Raw genomic sequence first — 19,792 nt, forward strand, 5'->3', positions numbered from 1 at the left:
CGTGCCGTGGGATCAGCGTAGGGCCGGCCGGGCGACCGCACGAGGCCCGCATAGGATGGGCGCCATGCGCGAATTCGATCTCATCATCATCGGCTCGGGCTCCGGGAACTCGATCCTCACCGAGGACTTCGACGGCCTGGACGTGGCCATCGTGGACGGCGGGACCTTCGGCGGGGTCTGCCTCAACGTGGGCTGCATCCCCACGAAGATGTACGTGTACCCCGCCACCCTCGCCCGGCACGCGGTCGAGGCGGACCGCCTCGGCGTGCGGGCCGAGGTCCGGGACGTGCGCTGGCGCGAGATGCGCGACCGGATCTTCGGGCGGATCGACGCCATCTCCCACGGCGGGCTGGAGTACCGCCGGACCCTGCCGAACGTGACGGTCGTCGAGGAGCGGGTGCGCTTCACCGGCCCGCGGACCCTGCGCACGGCCTCCGGTCATGAGCTGACCTCGCGGCAGATCGTCGTGGCGGCAGGGTCGCGGCCGGTCGTCCCCGACGTCCCCGGCATCGACCTGCCCCAGGTCCACACCTCGGACACGGTCATGCGCATCGACGAGCTCCCCCGGCGCGTGGTCGTCGTCGGCGGCGGCTACATCGGCGCGGAGTTCGCCCACATGTTCTCGAGCCTCGGCTCCCGGGTCACCCAGGTGAACAGGTCCCACCGCATCCTGCGATACCACGATCCGGAGATCGCCCAACGCTTCGCCCGCGAGGCCTCACGGCAGTGGAAGCTCGAGGCGGGCTGGTCGCTGGCCGGGGTCGAGGAGTCGGCCGGTGACGGCTCCGCGGTGACGGTCACCTTCCACGACCCGGAGGACCCCGAGCTGACCATGCGCCTGCCCGCCGACGTGGTGCTCGTGGCCACCGGACGGCAGCCCAACACGGACGTGCTGGACGCCCGGGCGGGCGGGCTGGACGTGCGCGAGGACGGTCTGCTGGCCGTCGACGAGTTCCAGCACGCCCTCCACGGCGGGGAACCGGTCGAGGGCGTGTGGGCGCTCGGCGACATCTGCTCGCCGTACCAGCTCAAGCACGTCGCCAACGCGGAGGCCAGGACGGTCCAGCACAACCTGCTGCACCCCGAGGACCTGCGTGCCACCGACCACCGGTTCGTGCCCTCCGCCGTGTTCACGAGCCCGCAGATCGCCTCCGTGGGCATGACCCAGGCCGAGGCCGAGGACTGGGCCGTCGAGAACGGCACGGAGATCACCGTCAAGGTCCAGGACTACGGGGCGACGGCCTACGGCTGGGCCATGGAGGACCACACCGGGCTGTGCAAGATCGTCGCGGAGAAGGGCACGGGCCGGCTGCTGGGCGCCCACCTGATCGGGGAGGAGGCCTCCCTGCTGATCCAGCCCCTGGTCCAGGCCATGTCCTTCGGCGTCGACGCCCATGCGATGGCCCGCGGCCAGTACTGGATCCATCCGGCCCTCAGCGAGGTCGTGGAGAACGCCCTGCTGGGCCTCGACGTGCCCGAGCACACCCCCCTGCCCCCGCACGAGCTCGTCAGGGGACGGTGACGCGGGGCGTGCTCAGCCCTCGCCGCGGCCGGGCAGGTGGGCGGAGGAGAGCTTCCCCCTGAGCCGTTCCGCCGCGGTGCTGGACACCGGCGCCTCGGCGGGCGCCGGCCGCGAGTAGATCTCCTCGATCGTCTCCGCGAAGTCCTGGGCGATCCTGGCGCGCTTGATCTTCATGGAGGGGGTCAGGTGGCCCGAGGCCTCCGTCCAGTCGACGTCGAGGATCTCGAAGGCGCGGATGCCCTCCGCCCGGGAGACCGCGCGGTTGGCGTGCGCCACGATCTCCTGGACGTGCTCCACGACCTTCGGGTGCCGCGCGGCCTCGGCGATGGGCATCGACGGGTCGAGGCCCATCAGCTCCAGCCGGGCCGGCAGGACGTCCTGGTCCAGGGTGATCAGCGCGGCGACGAACGGCCGGTCGTCGCCGACGACCATCACCTGTGAGACCAGCGCGGAGGCGCGGATGGGGTCCTCGAGCACATTGGGCACCACGTTCTTGCCGCCTGCGGTGACGATGATCTCCTTCTTGCGGCCGGTGATGCTCAGCGCCCCGTCCTCGTCCAGCGTGCCGAGGTCGCCGGTGCGGAACCAGCCGTCCTCGAAGGCCTCCGCCGTGAGGTCCTCGCGGCCGTGGTAGCTCCGCATCACGTGGGCGCCGCGGACGAGGACCTCGCCGTCGTCGGCGATCCGGATCTCGTTGCCCGGCAGGACCCGGCCCACGGTGCCGATCTTGCCGACCTCCGGCGTGTTCACGGAGATCGGGGCCGTGGTCTCCGTGAGCCCGTAGCCCTCGACGACGTAGACGCCGATGCCGTTGAAGAAGTGGCCCAGGCGCGTGCCGAGGGCGGCGCCGCCCGAGACCGCGTGCGTGACCTCTCCGCCCATCGCCGCCCGCAGCTTCGAGTAGACGAGGTGGTCGAAGAGGGCGTGCCGGGCGCGCAGCAGCGGCGGCACGGGCCCGGCCTGGCGCGCGGTCGAGTAGGCCACGGCCGTGGCCGTCGCGCGCGAGAAGATCAGCGTCTTGACCTTGCCGCCCTTCTCGGCCTTGAGCCGTGCGCTCTGGTAGATCTTCTCGAACACCCTCGGCACGGCCAGGATGAAGGTCGGCCGGAAGGACGCGAGGTCCGCCATGAGGTTCTTCACGTCCGGGGTGTGGGCGAGGGCGGTCCCCGTGTAGAGGGCGATGACCTCCACGAAGCGGGCGAAGACGTGGGCCAGGGGCAGGAACATCAGCGTCCGGGCTCCGGGGTGGACGATGTCCGAGACGACCAGGGCGGTGTTCTCGCTGAGCCGCACGAAGTTGCCGTGGGTCAGCTCGCACCCCTTCGGCGCGCCGGTGGTCCCGGAGGTGTAGATGATGGTGGCGATGTCGTCGAGCCCGCGGGACGTCCGGCGCGCCTCGAGCTCCTCGTCGGAGACCTCCGCCCCGGAGCGGGTGAGGTCGTCGAGGCTCGTGCCCGTCCCGTCCAGGCGCCAGATCCGCTCGGAGGCGCGGAAGGCGGACTCCTCGGCGGCCGCCAGCACCGCGTTCTCGAGGGCCTCCGTCTCGACGAACACGGCCCGCGCGTCGGAGTCGCCCATGATCCAGGAGATCTGCTGGGCCGAGGAGGAGTCGTAGACGGGGACCGGCACTGCTCCGGCGTACCAGATCGCGAGGTCCACCAGCGTCCACTCGTACCGGGTGCGGCTGAGGATGCCGACCCGGTCCCCGGGCTCGATGCCGGCGGCGACCAGGCCCTTGGCCACGCCCCGCACGGCGGCGTGGAACTCCCGGGCGTGCACCTCACGAGGCGCCGCGTCGGCGGAGAGCACGGTGTAGAGGTGCGGGTCGCCGTCGCGCTCCGCCTGCGCCACGAGGAAGTCCGTGATGCTGCGGTGCACGGGCGGGTCCACGAGGGCTTCGGTGGCGACGTGGCGCATGGTGGTTCTCCTCAGGTCGTGATCGGCGGGTCGGAACGGGTGGTTCGGGTCGGGCGGGCGGGCCGGGTCCGGAGGAACGGCGTGAGCGGATCGGCTCGGGTGTGCCGACGGTCCCAGTCTAGTGAGTTCGCTCACGCACACGCCGTCACACGCGGGCGCCGTCGTCGAGGTCGTCGCGCTCCTCGGGAAGCCGGCGCAGCAGGACGCCGATCGCGACGACCACCGCCACGAGGCCGGTGACCACCGCCCACCACGGGAGGGACCCCGGCAGCAGCGCCAGGACCACGAGCAGCACGGGCACCCCGATCAGGACCGTCCAGGCCAGCAGGGCCACGCCGCTCAGGCCCTGTGTGACGGGCCCCGGGTCGGGTGAGTAGGGCGCGTCGTCGTCGGCCGTCCCGGCCGCGGACTCCGGGACGGCGGACTCCGGGAGGGGCGCCTCCTCGGGGGACCAGTCGCGGGGGCCGGGAAGGTGGCGGTCCCCGGCTCGGCGGACGTCCTCGAGTCCGGCCACGATCCGGGCCCACTCTTCCTCGGGCCCGGGCGCGGGCCCGCCCGGCCGCCCGGTCACCGGCCCGCTCCCCGGGGCTCGCCGTCGGGGGCCAGCGCGGTCACGGGGTCGCGCCCGCCGACGAGGTCGCCGAGGAACCGCACCGACCGGGCGTGGACGACGTCGGCCTCGCGGTCGAGGGTGGCCACGTGGAAGCTCTCGGTGAGCCGGACGAGCTCCACGGGACCGCCCGCGTGGCGCAGCACGTGCCGCGTCGAGGCCTCGGAGACCACGTGGTCGTGCCGCGAGCGCAGCACCAGGACGGGCGCCGTGACGGAGGGCAGCATCCGGCGGGTGCGGGACATGAGCCGGCCGAGCTGGGCGACTCCCGCCACCGGTGTGCGCGGATAGGCGTGCTCGGTCACCCCGGGCACGCTGATGTCGTCCGCGACGGCGTCCACGGAGGCCACGGCGTGGCGCAGGGCGGGTGCCAGGGGTGCCGCGCGGCTCACCAAGGACAGGGCGGGGTTCACCGCCACGACCCCGTCGACGGGCTCTCTCGCCGCGAGGTGCAGGGCCAGCGTGCCGCCCATCGAGAGCCCGCACACCACGACGACGTCGTGCCGCTCGCGGAGGGACCGCAGGTGCTCCGCGGCGTGGTCGCGCCACTGCTCCCACCGCACGTCCGCGAGCTCCTGCCACCGTGTGCCGTGCCCCGGCAGGAGGGGGCCGACGACCTCCGCTCCGGTACGGTGCAGGGCCCGGCCCCACGGGAGGACGCTGAACGGGACGCCCGTGAACCCGTGCAGCACGAGCACCCCGGCCGCCCCCTCGGCGGGGAAGCGGAACGGGTCGGCGGGGGAGGGCTGGAGGCGGGCCTCGTCCGGCGGAGTCATGGGTCCATGATGTCAGGAGGGACCGCCGGGCGGTGCCCCTGGCCCCGCCCGGCGCGCGGACGTGAGAGAATACCGGAGGCCGGATCCGGTCCGAGCGCCACGGACCCACGCGACACCCCGATCACCACGAAGGAGTCCTCTCCCACATGGTCTACATGTTCCTGAAGCGCTACGTCGTCGGCCCGCTGGTCAACGTGGCCTTCCGTCCCGAGGTCCGCGGCTTGGAGCACGTGCCCACCGAGGGACCCGCCATCCTGGCGAGCAACCACCTCTCGGTCTCCGACTCGGTGTTCATGCCCGTCGCCGTGCCGCGCCAGGTGTTCTTCCTGGCGAAGTCCGACTACTTCACCGGCCCCGGGATCAAGGGCCGGGTCGTGGGGGCCTTCTTCCGTGCGATCAACCAGATCCCGATGGACCGCTCCGGTGGCCGGGCGAGCGCGACGTCCCTCAGCAACGGCGGGCAGAAGCTCGCGGAGGGAGAGCTGCTCGGGATCTATCCGGAGGGCACCCGCTCCCCGGACGGACGCCTGTACAAGGGCAAGATCGGCGTGGCCCGGCTGGCGCTGGAGACGGGGGCGCCCGTGGTGCCGATCGCCATGGTCGGCACGGACAAGGTCCAGCCCGTCGGCTCCCGGATGCCTCTGCCGCGCCGGAAGGCGCGGGTGACCACCATCTTCGGCGAGCCGCTGGACTTCTCCGGCTACCGGGGCCGGCAGGGCGAGCACGCGCTGCTGCGCGAGGTGACCGACGAGATCATGCGGGCCATCCAGGCCCTGTCCGGACAGGTGTCCGTGGACGTCTACGCCGGTGACCACAAGAAGCGCCTCGCCGAGCAGAAGCGCCAGGAGGCCAGGCAGGCCGCCGCCGAGATGGTCGGCAGCGCCAAGGACAAGGCGCGCACCGCCGCGCAGTCCGCGAAGAACGCCGCGGACGCCATCACCCACCGCGATCGTCCGGAGCCCGCCTCCGACGACGAGAAGCGTCCCACCGCACGCTGAATCCCCGCCCGGCCCGACCCGGACGAGACACAGGAAGACACCATGCTCGACTACACCGTTCCCGACAGCCTCCGCAACCTGGGCTCGCCCGTGCCCTCCGCGGCCGACTACCCGGGGCTGGACGACTGGCGCGACCTGGCCGCCGACCAGCAGCCCACCTGGCGCGACCACCCGGCCTTCACGTCCTCGATCGCCGAGCTCAACGCGGTCCCCCCGCTCGTCTTCGCGGGGGAGGTCGACCAGCTGCGCTCCCGGCTGGGGGAGGTCGCCAACGGCCAGGCCTTCTTCCTGCAGGGCGGCGACTGCGCCGAGACCTTCGAGGGGGCCACGGCCGACCGGATCAGCGCCCGCGTGAAGACGCTCCTGCAGATGGCCGTGGTCCTCACCTACGGGGCCTCGATGCCGGTCGTGAAGATGGGCCGGATGGCGGGACAGTTCTCGAAGCCGCGCTCGTCCAACGACGAGACGCGCGACGGCGTGACCCTGCCGAGCTTCCGCGGCGAGATGGTCAACGGGTTCGACTTCACGGAGGAGTCCCGGACGCACGACCCCCGGCGCATGGTGCGCGGCTACCACACCTCCGCCTCCACGCTGAACCTCATCCGGGCCTTCACCACGGGCGGCTTCGCCGACCTGCGACTCGTGCACGCGTGGAACATGGGCTTCACCACGAACCCGGCGCACGCCCGCTACGAGTCCCTGGCGCGGGAGATCGACCGTGCCGTGAAGTTCATGGACGCGTGCGGCGCCGACTTCGACGCCCTGCGCACCACGGAGTTCTACGCCGGTCACGAGGCCCTGCTGCTGGACTACGAGCGGGCCCTCAGCCGGATCGACTCCCGCACCCACTTGCCGTACGGCACCTCGGGGCACTTCCTGTGGATCGGTGAGCGCACCCGTGAGCTCGACGGCGCCCACGTGGACCTGCTCTCCCGGCTGCGCAACCCGATCGGCGTCAAGCTCGGGCCGAAGACCACCGGCGACGACGCCCTGGCCCTCATCGACAAGCTGGACCCGGAGCGGGAGCCCGGCCGGCTCACCTTCATCACGCGAATGGGCGCCAAGAACATCCGTGAGAAGCTGCCGCCCCTGGTCGAGGCCGTCGAGCGCTCGGGCGCGAAGGTCGTGTGGGTCACCGACCCGATGCACGGCAACACCGTGTCCCTGCCCTCCGGGTACAAGACCCGCAACTTCGACGACGTGGTGGACGAGGTGCGCGGCTTCTTCGAGGTGCACGAGGCCATCGGCTCCTTCCCCGGGGGCATCCACGTGGAGATGACCGGTGACGACGTGGCCGAGTGCCTCGGCGGGTCCGACCCCGTGGACGAGGCGTCCTTCGTGGACCGCTACGAGTCCCTGTGCGACCCGCGGCTCAACCACATGCAGTCGCTGGAGATCGCGTTCCTCGTGGCGGGGTACCTCTCCCGCCGCTGAGCGCCGGAGCCCTGCGGGAGGTTCTTCGGGGGCCGCCCGCACGTCCCGGTCGGTCCTGCTCGGCCGGTCCGGTCAGCCCTCCCCGGTCAGCCCGGTCCGGTGCCGATGAGCCAGCCCAGGAAGGCCGAGGCCCCCACGGCCAGCCCACCGAGGGCCGCGGTCACGGCCGCGCGCAGCGGGCGGACGGGACGCAGCTCGACCTGGGGCCGCCAGGGGTCCGAGGACCCGCCGGGGCGTCGGGCTGCACGAGGGGCGCCGGTCCTCCGGTGGTCCCCGGGCCGGCCCGGGTCCGCGGCGAGCGGGCGCGTCGCGTCCGGGCGCAGTGCCTCCGTCGCGGCGGCGCCCGGCGCCGTGCCCGGCCGGAGGCCCTCCGTCGCCGCCGGTCGGTGCGCGGCGGTGGGCGGGCCGTGCTCCCCGTGGAGCCGGTCGAGCTCCGCCGGGCGCATCCCCGCGCGCACCGCGCGCAGTTCCTCGAGCATCCGTGCGGCGTCCGCGGGTCGCCGCTCGGGCTCCCGAGCCGTGGCCCGGGCGACGAGGCGCGCGAGCCCGGCCGGTGCCCCGGGGTCCAGGGAGCGGAGGTCGGGGACGCGGCCCTCGGCGTGGGCCCGCGCCACGGCCACGGGTGAGCCGGTGAAGGGCCGGCGTCCCGTGAGCAGCTCGAAGAGCACGATCCCGGTCGAGTAGACGTCCGCGCGGGTGTCCACGGGCCGGCCGGTCACGAGCTCCGGGGCGGCGTAGGCCACGGTGCCCAGCACGGTGCCGGTGGCGGTGTGCTGGTCGACCGCGCGCGTGAGACCGAAGTCCGCCACCGTCACCCGGCCCGTGTCGGCGATCAGCACGTTCTCCGGTTTGACGTCGCGGTGGACGAGCCCCGCGCGGTGGGCCGCGGCCAGCCCGTCCAGGACCGGCTCCATGATCTGGAGCGCCTCCCGGGGGGTGAGCCTGCCTCGGCGGCGCAGACGGTCGCGCAGCGTGACTCCGTGCACGTGCTCCATGACGAGGTACGGCACCCCGTCGGGCGCGTGGCCCTGGTCGAGCACCGAGACGACATGGGGGTGGGACAGCCGGGCGGCGGCCCGGGCCTCCCGCACGAAGCGCTCCGCGGCGGCCGGGTCCTCGGCCAGGTGCGGGTGCATGAGCTTGACGGCCACCACGCGCTGGAGCCGGGTGTCCTCGGCGCGGTACACGGCCGCCGTTCCCCCGCGGGCGATGCGCGGGCCGAGCTCGTAGCGGCCCTCGAGCAGGGTGCCGGTCAGGTGGTCGGGGAGCGCGTGCTGCACGGCGTCAGCCTACGGCCCGGTGCTGGGCGATCGCTGGGCCGCGCCTCACCGGGAGAAGGACTCGCGGTGCGCCTTGACCTTCTTGACGTACCGCTTCGTGTCCTCGTACATGCCGTACTTCTGGACCCCGTGCAGGCCCTGGTAGTACGCGGCGATGGCCTCGTCGGTGTTCTCCGCGGACCGCGCCAGCCGGCCGATGATCGCCACCCCGGCCGTGACGTTGTCCTGGGGGTCGATCAGGTCCAGCTCGCGGCCCACCATGGCGGAGGCCCAGGCCCCCGCGTCGGGGATGACCTGCATCGTGCCCACGGCGTCGGCGGGTGAGACGGCCCGGTGGTCGAATCCCGACTCCTGGTGGGCGTGGGCCAGGGCCAGGGCCGGATCCACGCCCATCCGCTCGGCCGTGTCGCGGACCATCTGCCGCATCTGCTCACGGGACGGGACCGGGCGGGACGCCAGCTCCGCGTGGTGGCGGTTGGCGGAATCCACCACGGCGTCCTCGTAGGTGCGTCCCAGGAACGTGTCGCCGACCGCTCGCTCCGGGCGGGGTTCCGTTGCGGGCTCGGGCTCGGGCGGGGCGGCCGGCTCGGGCACCGGCTCGGGCTCCGCTGCCGAGGCCGGCCGCAGCGTGGGGCCCCCCACGGCGAGCTCCTGGCCCGGTCGCAGCAGGGAGCCGACCGTGAGGTCGTTGGCCTCCAGCAGTTCCTGGACGGACACCTCGTGCGCCTGGGCGATGCTCCACAGCGAGTCCCCGGGCCGCACGACGTAGTCCTCCGGGGCGGGCTCCGGGGCGGGCCCCGGCTCCTCGGGGGCCGGTGCCTCCCCGGGGCGCTCTGTCTTCTCGGCCCCCGCCAGACGCAGCTTCTGGTCCGGGTGCAGCACCGCGGCCCCGGAGAGGTCGTTCCAGCGCATGAGGTCGGCGACCTCGACGCCGTGGCGCTGGGCGATCGCCCACAGGGAGTCGCCGCGCGACACGGTGTGCTCGGGGACCTCGGGCCCCTGCTGGCCGATCAGCACGGGCGCCGAGGCCACCTGGGGGGTCTGCGGGGGAGCGGCCTGGGCCATGGACCCGCCGCCGATGGCGGCGAGCGCCGCGACGGCGGTCGCGGCGGAGCCCGTGCGGGCCAGGCGGGCCCAGCCTGCGGATCGCTCCTCCGGGGAGCCGGCGGGCGCGGACGGGCCGTCCGTGCGGGGGGAGGAGGTGCTGTGCGCCGCGTCGTCGGGATCGGTCGTGTCGTGGTCTGGGGGGAACGGCATGGAGGGACTCTCTGACGCTGATCGGGGAAGGCGCGGAGGTCTCAGCGGTCTCCGCCCGTCGAGCATACCGTGGCGTGCCCGCGTGGCACGGTCACCCGAGGTCGTGGCACGCTGGGGGCGTGAAGAACACATCCGGAATCAGCACCGAGGAGTTCGACCGACTGGACGGGCTCGTCCAGGAGTGGTTGCCCCTTCCCGACGTCGCCGAGCGTCTGGGCGTCGTGGTCACCCGCGTCCACGGCCTCGTCGACGAGGGCGCCCTCCTCGCGGTGCGCAGCCCCCACGACAACGTCCGCCGCGTGCCCGCCGCGTTCCTGCTCGGCCACACCGTGCTCGACTCGCTGAAGGGCACGGTGGCGGTGCTGCGGGACTCGGGCTTCTCGGACGTGGAGGCGATCACGTGGCTGTTCACGGCGGACGAGTCCCTGCCGGGCCGGCCGGTGGACGCGCTGCGGGACGGGCGGAAGACGGAGATCCGGCGACGGGCGCAGGCGCTGGCCTGGTGACCGGCCGCTGAGCACCGGTGGCGCGCCCGGGTGCGCCACCGGTGCTCAGGAGGAGCGCCGGACCGCCGCCGCGGCGAGCGCCCGCAGTGCGGCCATCGGCACGGGTTCGGCCGCGACCCGCTCGAGGGCCGCGAAGGCCTCCCGGCTGAGGGAGTCGATGAGCTCCTCGGTGGAGCGCAGGGCGCCGCAGTCCGTGATGATCTCGCGGAGCCCGGCCACCTCGTCCTCGTCGAGGTCGGGCCGGCCCAGGGCCGCCTCGAGCCGGGCGGCGTCGTCCGCCCCGGCCAGCCGGTGCACGAAGCCGACGAGCACCGTGCGCTTGCCCTCGCGCAGGTCGTCACCCGCCGGCTTGCCCGTCGTGGCGGGGTCGCCGAAGACCCCCAGGACGTCGTCGCGCAGCTGGAAGGCCTCGCCGAGGGGGAGCGCGAACGCGGAGCACCGCTCGAGGTCGCGATCGGCCGCGCCGGCCAATGCGGCGCCGAGCACCACGGGGTGCTCCACGGAGTACTTGGCCGACTTGTACCGGATCACGTCCAGGGCGCGCCGGACGGCGCCCTCCCGGTCCCGGCCCGCCCCGGCCACCTCGCCGTGCACGTCCAGGTACTGCCCGACCATGACCTCGGAGCGCATGAGGTCGAACACCGTCCGGGCGCGTTCGGCCCCGGGCGCCGCCGAGGCGGCCCGGGCGAACAGCGCCTCGCTCCAGGACAGGCACAGGTCGCCCGAGAGGATCGCTGAGGCCACGCCGAAGGCCGGTCCGTCGAGGCTCCAGCCCCGGGCGGCGTGCAGGTGCTCGAAGCGGCGGTGGACGCTGGGGGCGCCCCGGCGGGTGTCGGAGCGGTCGATGACGTCGTCGTGGATCAGCGCTGCCGACTGGAAGAGCTCGAGAGCCGCTCCCGCCCGGACCGCCGTCGGATCCTCGGGGTCGCCTCCGGCGGCGCGCCAGCCCCAGTAGCACAGCCGCGCGCGCATTCGCTTGCCGCCCGCGGAGAGCTCGGCCACGGCGTCGAGCAGGGGAAGGGTGTCCGCCGAGATGCCGGAGAGGAGCTCCCGCTGACCATCGAAGAAGACCTCCAGCTCGGCGTGCAGCCGGCGGACGAAGAGCTCGTCCTCGGCGCGGAAGGCGTCCTCGGGGGCCGAGCTCGGCGCGGTGCCGGCGGGCGCCCCGGGGCGGTGCGGTGGCGGTGCGGGGGTCATGGGCGGACGACCTCGGTCTCGAAGGCGGTGGCGGGTGGACCTGGCCGGCCCCGCCGTCTCGGCTCCACCCTACCCAAGGGGGCGGGTGCGATCGGGGCCCGGTCGGGGCCCTCCGAGGACGTCGGGGGTGGCGGCTATGCTGTGCCGGTGCAGGAGGAGGACGTGGTGACGGAGGCACGGTGACGGAGACGTCGAGTGAGCGGATGGCGCGCTGGCGGGCCTGCGCCGTCATGCACGTGGACATGGACATGTTCTACGTGGGAGTCGAGCTGCTGGCCTCCCCGCACCTGCGCGGGCGGCCGGTCGTCGTCGCGGCCGCCGGCAACCGCTCGGTCGTCCTCTCCGCCTCCTACGAGGCCCGAGCCTACGGCGTCCGGTCGGGCATGCCCCTGGCCCGTGCACGGGCCATGTGCCCGAGGGCCGTCCTCCTCGAGCCCCACCGCGGTGCCTACGACGCCTACTCCCGCCGGGTCATGGAGATGTTCTGGGAGATCACGGACCGGGTGGAGCAGATCAGTGTGGACGAGGCCTTCCTCGACGTCGGGGGAGCGGTCCGCCGGCTCGGCCCCCCGGTGCGCATCGCCCGCCGGCTGCGCGCCCGGGTGCAGGGAGAGCTCGGCCTGACCGCCTCCGTGGGGATCGGGGTCAACAAGACCGTCGCGAAGATCGCCTCCACGCGGTCGAAGCCCGACGGACTGCTGCTCGTCCAGCCGGAGGACACCGTCGCCTTCCTCGCGGAGCTGCCGGTCTCGGCCCTCTGGGGCGTGGGCGCCCGGACGGCCGAGGCCCTCGTCGGTGCCGGACTGCGCACGGTCGGGGACCTCGCCGCCGCGCCGCTGCCGCAGCTCACCCGCCTGGTCGGACAGGCCGCCGGCCTGCACCTCCACGAGCTGGCCCACGGCCGCGATCCGCGGCCGGTGGTTCCGGTTCGGGAGGAGAAGAGCGTGGGCGCCGAGGAGACGTTCCCCGAGGACGTGACGGACGGGCAGGTGCTCCACGACACGCTGCTGCGGCTGAGCCACCGGACCGCGTCCCGGCTGCGGCGCCAGGGACTGCGTTCGCGGCGCGTGGGGCTCAAGCTGCGCTACGCCGACTTCACGACCATCTCGCGCTCGCGGACCCTCGCCCACCCGTTCACGTCGGCCCACGACCTGCTCGAGCACGGAGCCGGTCTGCTCGCGGAGATCGGCGACCGGCCCCAGGCCGTGCGGCTGATCGGGATCAGGGCGGAGCGCCTGGAGCACGCCACGGACGCCCTCCAGCTCAGTCTCGACGGTCGCGAGGAGGAGTGGAGCGCGGCCGAGGAAGCCATGGACCGGGTGCACGCACGATTCGGCGCCGACCGCCTCGGCCCGGCGCGCCTGCTCCCCTCCGCACCACGGGATCGGGCAGGGAATTCCGAGCCTGTTGACAGCCGTGTGCGCGGTGCCAAACCCCCACCCGACGGGCTATCCTGGTAGCAGGCGGCGCCGGAACAGCCGGGGACCCCGCACCCGAAGGATGAGGAGGCATACCGTGCCACTGTCCGAGCACGAGCAACAGCTCCTGGCCCAGCTGGAGAAGCAGCTCAACGCGGACGACCCGAGGTTCGTGACGAGCATGGGGTCACGTGCCGTCCGGGGAGCCTCCACCCGCAACATCGTCCTGGGAATCGTGATCGCCGTGGTCGGCCTGCTCGTCCTGCTCGCCGGGATCATGGCCAAACTGACCCTCATCGGTGTCCTGGGCTTCCTCGTCATGGGGGCGGGCGTCTACGTCGCGACGCTGCGCTCCGGCAAACCGGGCTCCGGAGGGGGACCCGGCAAGGGGGGAGGGCCCCGACGGTCCTCGCCGTTCCTGCAGAATCTCGAGCAACGCTGGGACCAGCGCAACTCCGGTGGGCAGGGCGGTCAGCCCTAGCCGGCCGCTCCGCACCGCACGCCTCGACAGGACCACCACCGCGCGCCCTCCGACAGCACAGCATTCGACCAGCTCCCCGGCCTACCGCCGGGGAGCTTCTTCGTGCTCGAGATGCGGCGGGCCGCTCCACTGCCCTCCCCGGGCGGCGGGCCGGGCCGCTCCACCGCCCTCCCCGGGCGGCGGGCCGGGCCGCTCCACTGCCCTCCCCGGCAGCGGGCGCGGGGCCTCCACTCCGCTCCCCGGGCCGTCCGTTCCCCGTCCGGAGCGGCCTGCGGCAGGCCGCCCCCGGTCCTCCGCGGCCCTCCGCCACGCGCGGGCCATGACCCGCCCCACGCCCCGCTCCACGGCGCTCCTCTCCACCCCACCGGTTCGCCCCCGCCCCTGACCAGCGCGGATGCCGTCGCGGGGCGTGCCGCGGCGCGCCACGCCGGGGCGGCCCGGCCCCGGTTTCGTTGACCGGGGAGTGAAGTGGAGTAAAGTGGGGCGCGGAGATGGATCTGGGAGAACTCTCGGGCTGGAGAGGCGGTGAGCATGTTTCTCGGAACGTACTCACCCCGTCTCGACGAGAAGGGCCGCTTGATCCTGCCGGCGAAGTACCGGGAGGAGCTCGCTGACGGACTCGTCCTGACGCGAGGCCAGGAGCGGTGCCTCTACGTCTTCAGCATCGGTGAGTTCGAGCGGGTCCACGAGCAGCTCCGGGCCGCTCCGCTGGCCTCGAAGCAGGCACGGGACTACATCCGTGTCTTTCTCTCGGGCGCCTCGGACGAGGTTCCGGACAAGCAGGGCCGCGTCACCATACCGCCTCCGTTGCGGGAGTACGCCGGGCTGGACCGCGAGCTGGCGGTCATCGGCGCGGGCTCTCGGGCGGAGATCTGGGACGCGCAGTCCTGGAACGACTACCTGAGCGAGAAGGAGGCCGCCTTCTCCGAGACCGAGGAAGAAGTGGTGCCCGGGCTCTTCTGACCGAGAGCCGCGAACCAGACCGCGGAGCGTGCGAGGCGCTTCCCGGATGAGATCTCCAGCCGCACAGCCGTCACCGTCCTGGCTCAACTTCCCCTGAGCCAGGCCGGATTCGAGAGGCGGTCAGCGGATGGGGTTCTGATCCTGCAAGGCCCGTCAGTCCACCCGGGCGTCGCCACGGCGCCGGCCACCCCACCGATCCCCCCGACCGCCGAAGAGAGGGCCCATGGCGCAACGCCCAGCCGAGCAGCTCCACGTCCCCGTGCTGCTCGAGCGCTGCCTCGAACTCATGGCACCGGCGCTCGCCGAGGACGGAGCCGTGGCGGTGGACGCGACGCTGGGCATGGGCGGGCACTCCGAGGCGCTGTTGCGCCGGTTCCCCCGGCTGCAGCTGGTGGCGGTGGACCGGGATCCCCAGGCGCACGCACTGGCCGGGGCCAGGCTCGCCCGGTTCGCCGGCCGGTTCCACCCCGTCCACACCACCTACGACCGGATCCCCGAGGCGCTCGCGGAGCTGGGTTTCGGCGACGCCGACGCGGTGCTCTTCGACCTGGGCGTCTCGTCCCTCCAGCTGGACCAGCGGGAGCGCGGCTTCGCCTACTCCTACGACGCCCCGCTCGACATGCGCATGGACTCCACGGCCCCACGCACCGCCGAGGACGTGGTCAACGGCTACAGCGAGGCCGAGCTGCGCCGGATCCTGCGCGACTGGGGCGAGGAGCGGTTCGCGGCCCGGATCGCCCGTGCCGTCGTCGAGCGCCGCGCGCAGGCCCCGCTGCGTACCACGGGGGAACTCGTGGAGGTCGTCCGCGCGGCCGTCCCGCAGGGCGCGCAGCACCGGAAGGGCCACCCCGCGAAGCAGACCTTCCAGGCGCTGCGCATCGAGGTGAACGAGGAGCTCGACGTCCTGCGCCGGGCGATCCCCGCCGCCCTGGACTCCGTCCGCGTCGGCGGACGCGTCGTGGCCATGAGCTACCACTCGCTCGAGGACCGCATCGTCAAACAGGCCTTCGCCCGGGGTGCGACCTCCACGGCGCCGAAGGGCTTCCCGGTGGAGCTCGAGGAGCACAAGCCCACCCTGCGCATCCTCACCCGCGGGACCGAGACCCCCACGCCCCGCGAGATCGACGAGAACCCCCGAGCCGCGTCCGCACGTCTGCGCGCGGTCGAGCGCATCCGGCCGGCGATCCGGCACACAGCACCGAACACGACGAGGTACGAGGCATGAGCGCAACCGGACTCCAGCGACGACCGGCGCGTCCGGCGGCGTCCCGCACCGGCATCGGGGCCTGGGCGGCCCGGCGCGCTCAGCGCCCTCCGGTCGAGGGCAGCTCCGCCCGGCAGCTCGAGGTCCCCGCGTCCCGTCCGGCCGAGGCGCCCGGCGCGGGACGGGCGCCCCTGTCGGTCGTGCCGAACCAGGCCCGGCGGCGGAGGCTCTCCACGGTGGTGCTCAGCCTGATCGCGCTCGTGGTCGCGCTGGCCTCCATCCTCGTGCTGAACATCCAGATCTCCGGCGGCCAGTACCGGCTCGTGGAGCTGCGGGCCCAGGAGCAGGCCCTGAGCCAGCAGAACGAGGCGCTCACCCAGGACCTGGAGTTCTACAACGCCCCGCAGAACCTCGCGGTGATGGCCTCGGACCTGGGCATGGTCCCCGCCCAGGACTCGGGCACGGTCGACCTGACGAAGGGTACGGTGGAGGGCGACCCCCAGCCGGCGCAGCCCCGGGAGAACCACGAGATCCTGGTCGACCACGCCCACCAGACCGGGTCCGAGGCCGCGGACCGCGCCGCGGAGCGGGAGCGGGAGAAGGCCGCGGAGGAGCGTGCGAAGGCCGAGGAGCGGCAACGACGGGCGGCGTCGGCCCCCGGGGTCGCGGACGGCGTCCTGCCGGCCCCGCCGCAGCGCACGCCCGGGGAGTGACCGGGGCGGCGGCCTCCTCGCGGAGGCGACGCACCTCCCCGGACCACCCCCACCCCTGACCAGGAACGAGGCAACCACGTGGCACGCGCACGTTCGACGACGCCGACCGGTGAGGATGCCCTGGGCACCCGCCGCAGCCGCATCGGCGTCGCCCTCGTCCTCGCCCTGCTGGTGGTCCTGGGACTGCGCCTGGTGTGGGTGCAGGGCTTCGACGCGGCCGGACGGGCCGAGGCCGCGGCTCAGGAGCGTTCCCGCACCGAGGTCGTCCCCGCCCTGCGCGGCGAGATCCGCGACACCGCGGGCAAGGTCCTGGCCCGGACCCTCCAGCGCTACGACGTGACCGTGGACCAGTCCCTGGTGCGGGAGTTCGAGCGGCCCCGGGCGGACGGGACCACGGAGACCGTGACCCCCACGGAGGCCGTGTACCGGCTCGCCGACGCCCTCGAGCTCGAGGACGCCGAGGTCAAGGAGTCGCTGGACGGCGACAAGCCCTTCGCCTACGTCGCGCGCGGCGTCACCCCGGAGCAGTGGAACACGGTGCGCGAGCTCGGCCTGCCCTACGTCTACGGTCAGCCCGCCTCCGACCGCATCTACCCCAACGGACCGGTGGGCGGCAGCGTCGTCGGCTTCATGGGCGGCGACGACGAGGCCCTGGGCGGCATCGAGCAGACCCAGGACGAGCTGCTGCGGGGCACGGACGGCAGCCGCACGTTCGAGATCAGCGCCGACGGCGTGCGGATCCCCGTGGCCCCGCAGGAGGAGAGCCCCGTGGTGGACGGGACCTCCGTGCAGCTGTCGATCGACAGCGACGTGCAGTTCATCGCCCAGCAGGCGGTCACCGAGCGGGCCGAGGAGCTCGACGCCGAGTGGGGCACCGCGGTGGTGATGCGGGTGGAGGACGGGGCCGTGCTGGCGCTGGCCGACTCCTCGACCGTGGACCCCAACGACATCGGCTCGGCGGAGCCCGCGGACCTCGGCGCCCGCGCGGTCACCCAGGCCGTGGAGCCCGGCTCCACCCAGAAGATCCTCACGGCCGCCGCGGCGGTGGAGGAGGGGATCGCCACCCCCCGGACGGAGGTCACCGTGCCGCCCTTCCTGGAGATCGACGGGCAGAAGATCACGGACGCCTTCGACCACGGCGAGCAGCGGCGCACGTTCGCCGGGATCATCGCCGACTCCATGAACACCGGCACCGTGCTGGTCGGCGGCAAGCTCTCCCCGGAGCAGCGGCACGAGTGGATGAAGCGGTTCGGGGTCGGCGAGCGCACGGGCGTCGAGCTGCCCGGCGAGTCGCCCGGGATCCTCACCAGCGCCGACCAGTGGGACGTGCGCCAGCAGTACACGGTGCTCTTCGGCCAGGGCGTGGCACAGACCCCGCTGCGCACGGCCACGATCTTCCAGGCCGTCGCCAACGGCGGGGTCCAGGTCGAGCCGCGCGTGGTGGAGTCCTACGTCGAGCCCGACGGCACCACCACGCCGGCCGAGCGGCCCGAGGGGGAGCGGATCGTCTCCGAGAAGACCGCCGAGCAGGTCCTCGACATGATGGAGGTGACCGTGACCCAGGGCGGCGCCAAGGACGCGGCCGTCGAGGGCTACCGCGTGGGCGGCAAGACCGGCACGGCCGAGGCTCCCAGCCCCAAGGGCGGCTACGACGGCTACACGACCTCCTTCGTGGGGGTCGCGCCGATCGAGGACCCCCAGTACCTCGTGGCCGTGACCCTCCAGCGGCCGAAGGGCGACGTGCGGACCATCGGCACGACGGCGACCTTCAGCAAGATCATGGGCCAGGTGCTGCGCCACTACGACGTCCCGCCCTCGACCACGGAGCCGGTCGAGATCCCCCTGCGCACCGACGACCCCGAGGGCACGGACGACCCGAGGACCGCGGAGGGCACGCAGGACGTCCCGGCTGTGGACGCCCCGCCGGAGGTCGAGGCCCCCGGAGCGGAGGAGGACGACTCCGCGCAGGAGGGCGCGGCCACGGCTGACGGGGAGGGACAGGAGGCCTCGGCGGCCCGGGAGGCGGTGGTCCCGTCCCGCCCGGCCGACGAGGGCGGCTAGACTTCCGTATCGCCGTCCCGGTCAGACCGGGACCGCCCCCCACCCGGCGGGCCCCCCCACCCGCCACCAGATCACGAAGGACGTTGATGGACGCGACAGCCCAGCAGGGACACGACGCGCAGACGATGCGCCCCGCCCGGCCCCGCCCGCTGAGCCTCGCGGAGACGGCCCGCCTCGCGCACGCACCGGCCCCCGCCCGTTCCGCCGACGTCACCGGCGTCTCCCTGGACTCCCGTCAGCTGCGGGCGGGCGACCTCTACGCGGCACTGCCCGGCGCCCGAGCCCACGGCGCCCAGTTCGCCGCCGACGCCGCCCGCGCCGGAGCGGTCGCCGTGCTCACGGACGCCCGGGGCGCAGAGCTCCTCGACCGGGCGGGCGTGGAGCTGCCCGTGGTCGTCTCCCCGGATCCCCGCCGGGCCGTCGGGGCCATCGCGGCCCGCGTCTACGACTCCCGCCCCGAGGACGGCACGGCGCCCACGCTGTTCGCCGTGACGGGCACGAACGGCAAGACGACGACGACGTACTTCACCAACTCGCTGCTGCGTGCCCTGGGCCACCGCACCGGCCTCATCGGGACGATCGAGATCCTCGCCGGCGAGGAGCCCATCCCCTCCCGGCTCACCACCCCGGAGGCTCCCCACGTGCACGCACTGCTCGCCCTCATGCGGGAGCGCGGCATCACGGCGGCCTCCATGGAGGTCTCCTCCCACGCCCTCCAGTTCCACCGCGTGGACGGCGTGCGCTTCGACGTGGCCGGATTCACCAACCTGACCCAGGACCATCTCGACCTGCACGGGAGCATGGAGGAGTACTTCGCGGTCAAGGCCCGGCTGTTCACCCGGGAGCGGACCCGGCGCGCCGTCGTCGTCGTCCAGGACGAGCACGACGTCTGGGCCGCGCGCATGGCCGCCCACGCCCGCGAGCAGCTCGGGGCCGAGGCCGTGGACACGGTCGCGCTGGACGGCACCGTGTCCGGAGAGCTCGCGGACTGGACCGTGACGGCCCCGGCCCGGCACGGCATCGGGCACTCCTTCGAGCTGCGGCACCGGGACGGCCGGACGCTGCGGGTCTCCACCGGCCTGCCCGGGGACTTCAACGTGGCCAACGCCGCACTGGCGGTGCTGATGGTCCTGGCCTCCGGGGCGGACCCGGCCGAGGTCCAGCGGGTCCTCGACGCGTCCGACCCGCTGACCACCGACGTGCCCGGGCGGATGCAGCTGATCGGCGCCGAGCCGATCGCCGTCGTGGACTTCGCGCACAACCCGGACGCCCTGCGCCGGGCGCTGGAGGCCGTCGACCCGCCGCGGGGACGGCTCGTCGTGGTCTTCGGCGCGACGGGCGAACGGGACCGGACGAAGCGCCCGATCATGGGCGAGGTCGCCGCGCGGCACGCCGACGTCGTCGTCGTGACCGACGACGACCCGCACGACGAGGACCCGGCGCGGATCCGCGACG

At 73.8% G+C, this 19,792-nt stretch carries 17 protein-coding genes; 11 read left to right on the forward strand and 6 right to left on the reverse strand.

The features are described from left to right. The first annotated feature begins 64 nt into the window (after positions 1-64). Positions 65-1,522 carry a mycothione reductase gene (locus ACH9EU_RS11450; RefSeq protein WP_396414057.1) on the forward strand — a complete coding sequence of 486 codons (1,458 nt, stop codon included), beginning with the start codon at positions 65-67 and terminating at the stop codon, positions 1,520-1,522. 12 nt (positions 1,523-1,534) lie between these two features. Here ACH9EU_RS11450 and ACH9EU_RS11455 read toward each other — a convergent pair whose 3' ends face one another. From ACH9EU_RS11455 to ACH9EU_RS11465, 3 genes are all read right to left on the reverse strand, one after another. After that, positions 1,535-3,439, reverse strand: coding sequence for an AMP-binding protein (locus ACH9EU_RS11455; RefSeq protein WP_396414058.1), 1,905 nt, complete (start codon positions 3,437-3,439; stop codon positions 1,535-1,537). Between the two features lie 145 nt (positions 3,440-3,584). Further along, a complete protein-coding gene (locus ACH9EU_RS11460; RefSeq protein ID WP_396414059.1) occupies positions 3,585-4,010 on the reverse strand; it encodes a hypothetical protein in 426 nt (141 codons plus the stop codon). Then, positions 4,007-4,825 (reverse strand): alpha/beta fold hydrolase, encoded by an 819-nt coding sequence (locus tag ACH9EU_RS11465; RefSeq protein WP_396414060.1) that lies wholly within the window; start codon positions 4,823-4,825, stop codon positions 4,007-4,009. Before ACH9EU_RS11465 ends, ACH9EU_RS11460 begins: the two co-directional genes overlap by 4 nt. A 146-nt stretch (positions 4,826-4,971) precedes the next feature. Between ACH9EU_RS11465 and ACH9EU_RS11470 the strand changes: the two genes are divergently transcribed. Both ACH9EU_RS11470 and ACH9EU_RS11475 read left to right on the forward strand, forming a co-directional pair. After that, positions 4,972-5,823 (forward strand): 1-acyl-sn-glycerol-3-phosphate acyltransferase, encoded by an 852-nt coding sequence (locus tag ACH9EU_RS11470; RefSeq protein ID WP_396414061.1) that lies wholly within the window; start codon positions 4,972-4,974, stop codon positions 5,821-5,823. A gap of 42 nt (positions 5,824-5,865) precedes the next feature. Then, positions 5,866-7,257 carry a class II 3-deoxy-7-phosphoheptulonate synthase gene (locus tag ACH9EU_RS11475; RefSeq protein WP_396414062.1) on the forward strand — a complete coding sequence of 464 codons (1,392 nt, stop codon included), beginning with the start codon at positions 5,866-5,868 and terminating at the stop codon, positions 7,255-7,257. A gap of 86 nt (positions 7,258-7,343) precedes the next feature. On the opposite strand, the gene ACH9EU_RS11480 is transcribed toward ACH9EU_RS11475, so the two are convergent. Both ACH9EU_RS11480 and ACH9EU_RS11485 read right to left on the reverse strand, forming a co-directional pair. Beyond that, a complete protein-coding gene (locus tag ACH9EU_RS11480) occupies positions 7,344-8,537 on the reverse strand; it encodes a protein kinase domain-containing protein (RefSeq protein ID WP_396414063.1) in 1,194 nt (397 codons plus the stop codon). A 45-nt stretch (positions 8,538-8,582) separates the two neighbouring features. Next, a complete protein-coding gene (locus ACH9EU_RS11485) occupies positions 8,583-9,794 on the reverse strand; it encodes a LysM peptidoglycan-binding domain-containing protein (RefSeq protein WP_396414064.1) in 1,212 nt (403 codons plus the stop codon). A gap of 119 nt (positions 9,795-9,913) precedes the next feature. Between ACH9EU_RS11485 and ACH9EU_RS11490 the strand changes: the two genes are divergently transcribed. Further along, positions 9,914-10,300, forward strand: coding sequence for an Rv2175c family DNA-binding protein (locus ACH9EU_RS11490; RefSeq protein ID WP_396414065.1), 387 nt, complete (start codon positions 9,914-9,916; stop codon positions 10,298-10,300). Positions 10,301-10,345: 45 nt separating this feature from the next. Here the strand turns inward: ACH9EU_RS11490 and ACH9EU_RS11495 are convergent, their stop codons facing one another. Further along, complete coding sequence (locus tag ACH9EU_RS11495) at positions 10,346-11,497, reverse strand: polyprenyl synthetase family protein (protein WP_396414066.1); 1,152 nt, start codon at positions 11,495-11,497, stop codon at positions 10,346-10,348. A 203-nt stretch (positions 11,498-11,700) separates the two neighbouring features. Between ACH9EU_RS11495 and dinB the strand changes: the two genes are divergently transcribed. From dinB to ACH9EU_RS11530, 7 genes are all read left to right on the forward strand, one after another. After that, positions 11,701-12,957, forward strand: coding sequence for a DNA polymerase IV (gene dinB / locus ACH9EU_RS11500; protein ID WP_396414073.1), 1,257 nt, complete (start codon positions 11,701-11,703; stop codon positions 12,955-12,957). Between the two features lie 55 nt (positions 12,958-13,012). Further along, the gene (locus ACH9EU_RS11505) at positions 13,013-13,396 is read left to right on the forward strand and encodes a DUF3040 domain-containing protein (RefSeq protein ID WP_396414067.1); all 384 of its coding nucleotides are present in this window, start codon (positions 13,013-13,015) and stop codon (positions 13,394-13,396) included. A 531-nt stretch (positions 13,397-13,927) separates the two neighbouring features. Then, positions 13,928-14,359 carry a division/cell wall cluster transcriptional repressor MraZ gene (mraZ, locus tag ACH9EU_RS11510; RefSeq protein ID WP_396414068.1) on the forward strand — a complete coding sequence of 144 codons (432 nt, stop codon included), beginning with the start codon at positions 13,928-13,930 and terminating at the stop codon, positions 14,357-14,359. Positions 14,360-14,582: 223 nt separating this feature from the next. Beyond that, positions 14,583-15,584, forward strand: a complete 1,002-nt coding sequence (rsmH, locus tag ACH9EU_RS11515) for a 16S rRNA (cytosine(1402)-N(4))-methyltransferase RsmH (protein ID WP_396414069.1) — start codon at positions 14,583-14,585, stop codon at positions 15,582-15,584. Continuing rightward, positions 15,581-16,276 (forward strand): hypothetical protein, encoded by a 696-nt coding sequence (locus tag ACH9EU_RS11520; RefSeq protein WP_396414070.1) that lies wholly within the window; start codon positions 15,581-15,583, stop codon positions 16,274-16,276. The genes rsmH and ACH9EU_RS11520 overlap by 4 nt, the downstream gene beginning before the upstream one ends. A 78-nt stretch (positions 16,277-16,354) precedes the next feature. Then, positions 16,355-18,337, forward strand: a complete 1,983-nt coding sequence (locus tag ACH9EU_RS11525) for a penicillin-binding transpeptidase domain-containing protein (RefSeq protein ID WP_396414071.1) — start codon at positions 16,355-16,357, stop codon at positions 18,335-18,337. Positions 18,338-18,423: 86 nt separating this feature from the next. Continuing rightward, the coding region (locus ACH9EU_RS11530; RefSeq protein WP_396414072.1) for a UDP-N-acetylmuramyl-tripeptide synthetase at positions 18,424-19,792 on the forward strand (1,369 nt) is incomplete at its 3' end.

Source organism: Kocuria rhizosphaerae, from assembly GCF_044462265.1.
GTDB classification, from domain to species: Bacteria; Actinomycetota; Actinomycetes; order Actinomycetales; family Micrococcaceae; genus Kocuria; species Kocuria rhizosphaerae.

Coding starts and splice junctions, on each gene's coding strand:
- rsmH (WP_396414069.1), top strand. CDS start 14,583: ATGGCGCAACGCCCAGCCGAGCAGCTCCACGTCCCCGTGCTGCTCGAG.
- ACH9EU_RS11450 (WP_396414057.1), top strand. CDS start 65: ATGCGCGAATTCGATCTCATCATCATCGGCTCGGGCTCCGGGAACTCG.
- ACH9EU_RS11485 (WP_396414064.1), bottom strand. CDS start 9,794: ATGCCGTTCCCCCCAGACCACGACACGACCGATCCCGACGACGCGGCG.
- dinB (WP_396414073.1), top strand. CDS start 11,701: ATGGCGCGCTGGCGGGCCTGCGCCGTCATGCACGTGGACATGGACATG.
- ACH9EU_RS11475 (WP_396414062.1), top strand. CDS start 5,866: ATGCTCGACTACACCGTTCCCGACAGCCTCCGCAACCTGGGCTCGCCC.
- ACH9EU_RS11470 (WP_396414061.1), top strand. CDS start 4,972: ATGGTCTACATGTTCCTGAAGCGCTACGTCGTCGGCCCGCTGGTCAAC.
- ACH9EU_RS11495 (WP_396414066.1), bottom strand. CDS start 11,497: ATGACCCCCGCACCGCCACCGCACCGCCCCGGGGCGCCCGCCGGCACC.
- ACH9EU_RS11465 (WP_396414060.1), bottom strand. CDS start 4,825: ATGACTCCGCCGGACGAGGCCCGCCTCCAGCCCTCCCCCGCCGACCCG.
- mraZ (WP_396414068.1), top strand. CDS start 13,928: ATGTTTCTCGGAACGTACTCACCCCGTCTCGACGAGAAGGGCCGCTTG.
- ACH9EU_RS11455 (WP_396414058.1), bottom strand. CDS start 3,439: ATGCGCCACGTCGCCACCGAAGCCCTCGTGGACCCGCCCGTGCACCGC.
- ACH9EU_RS11520 (WP_396414070.1), top strand. CDS start 15,581: ATGAGCGCAACCGGACTCCAGCGACGACCGGCGCGTCCGGCGGCGTCC.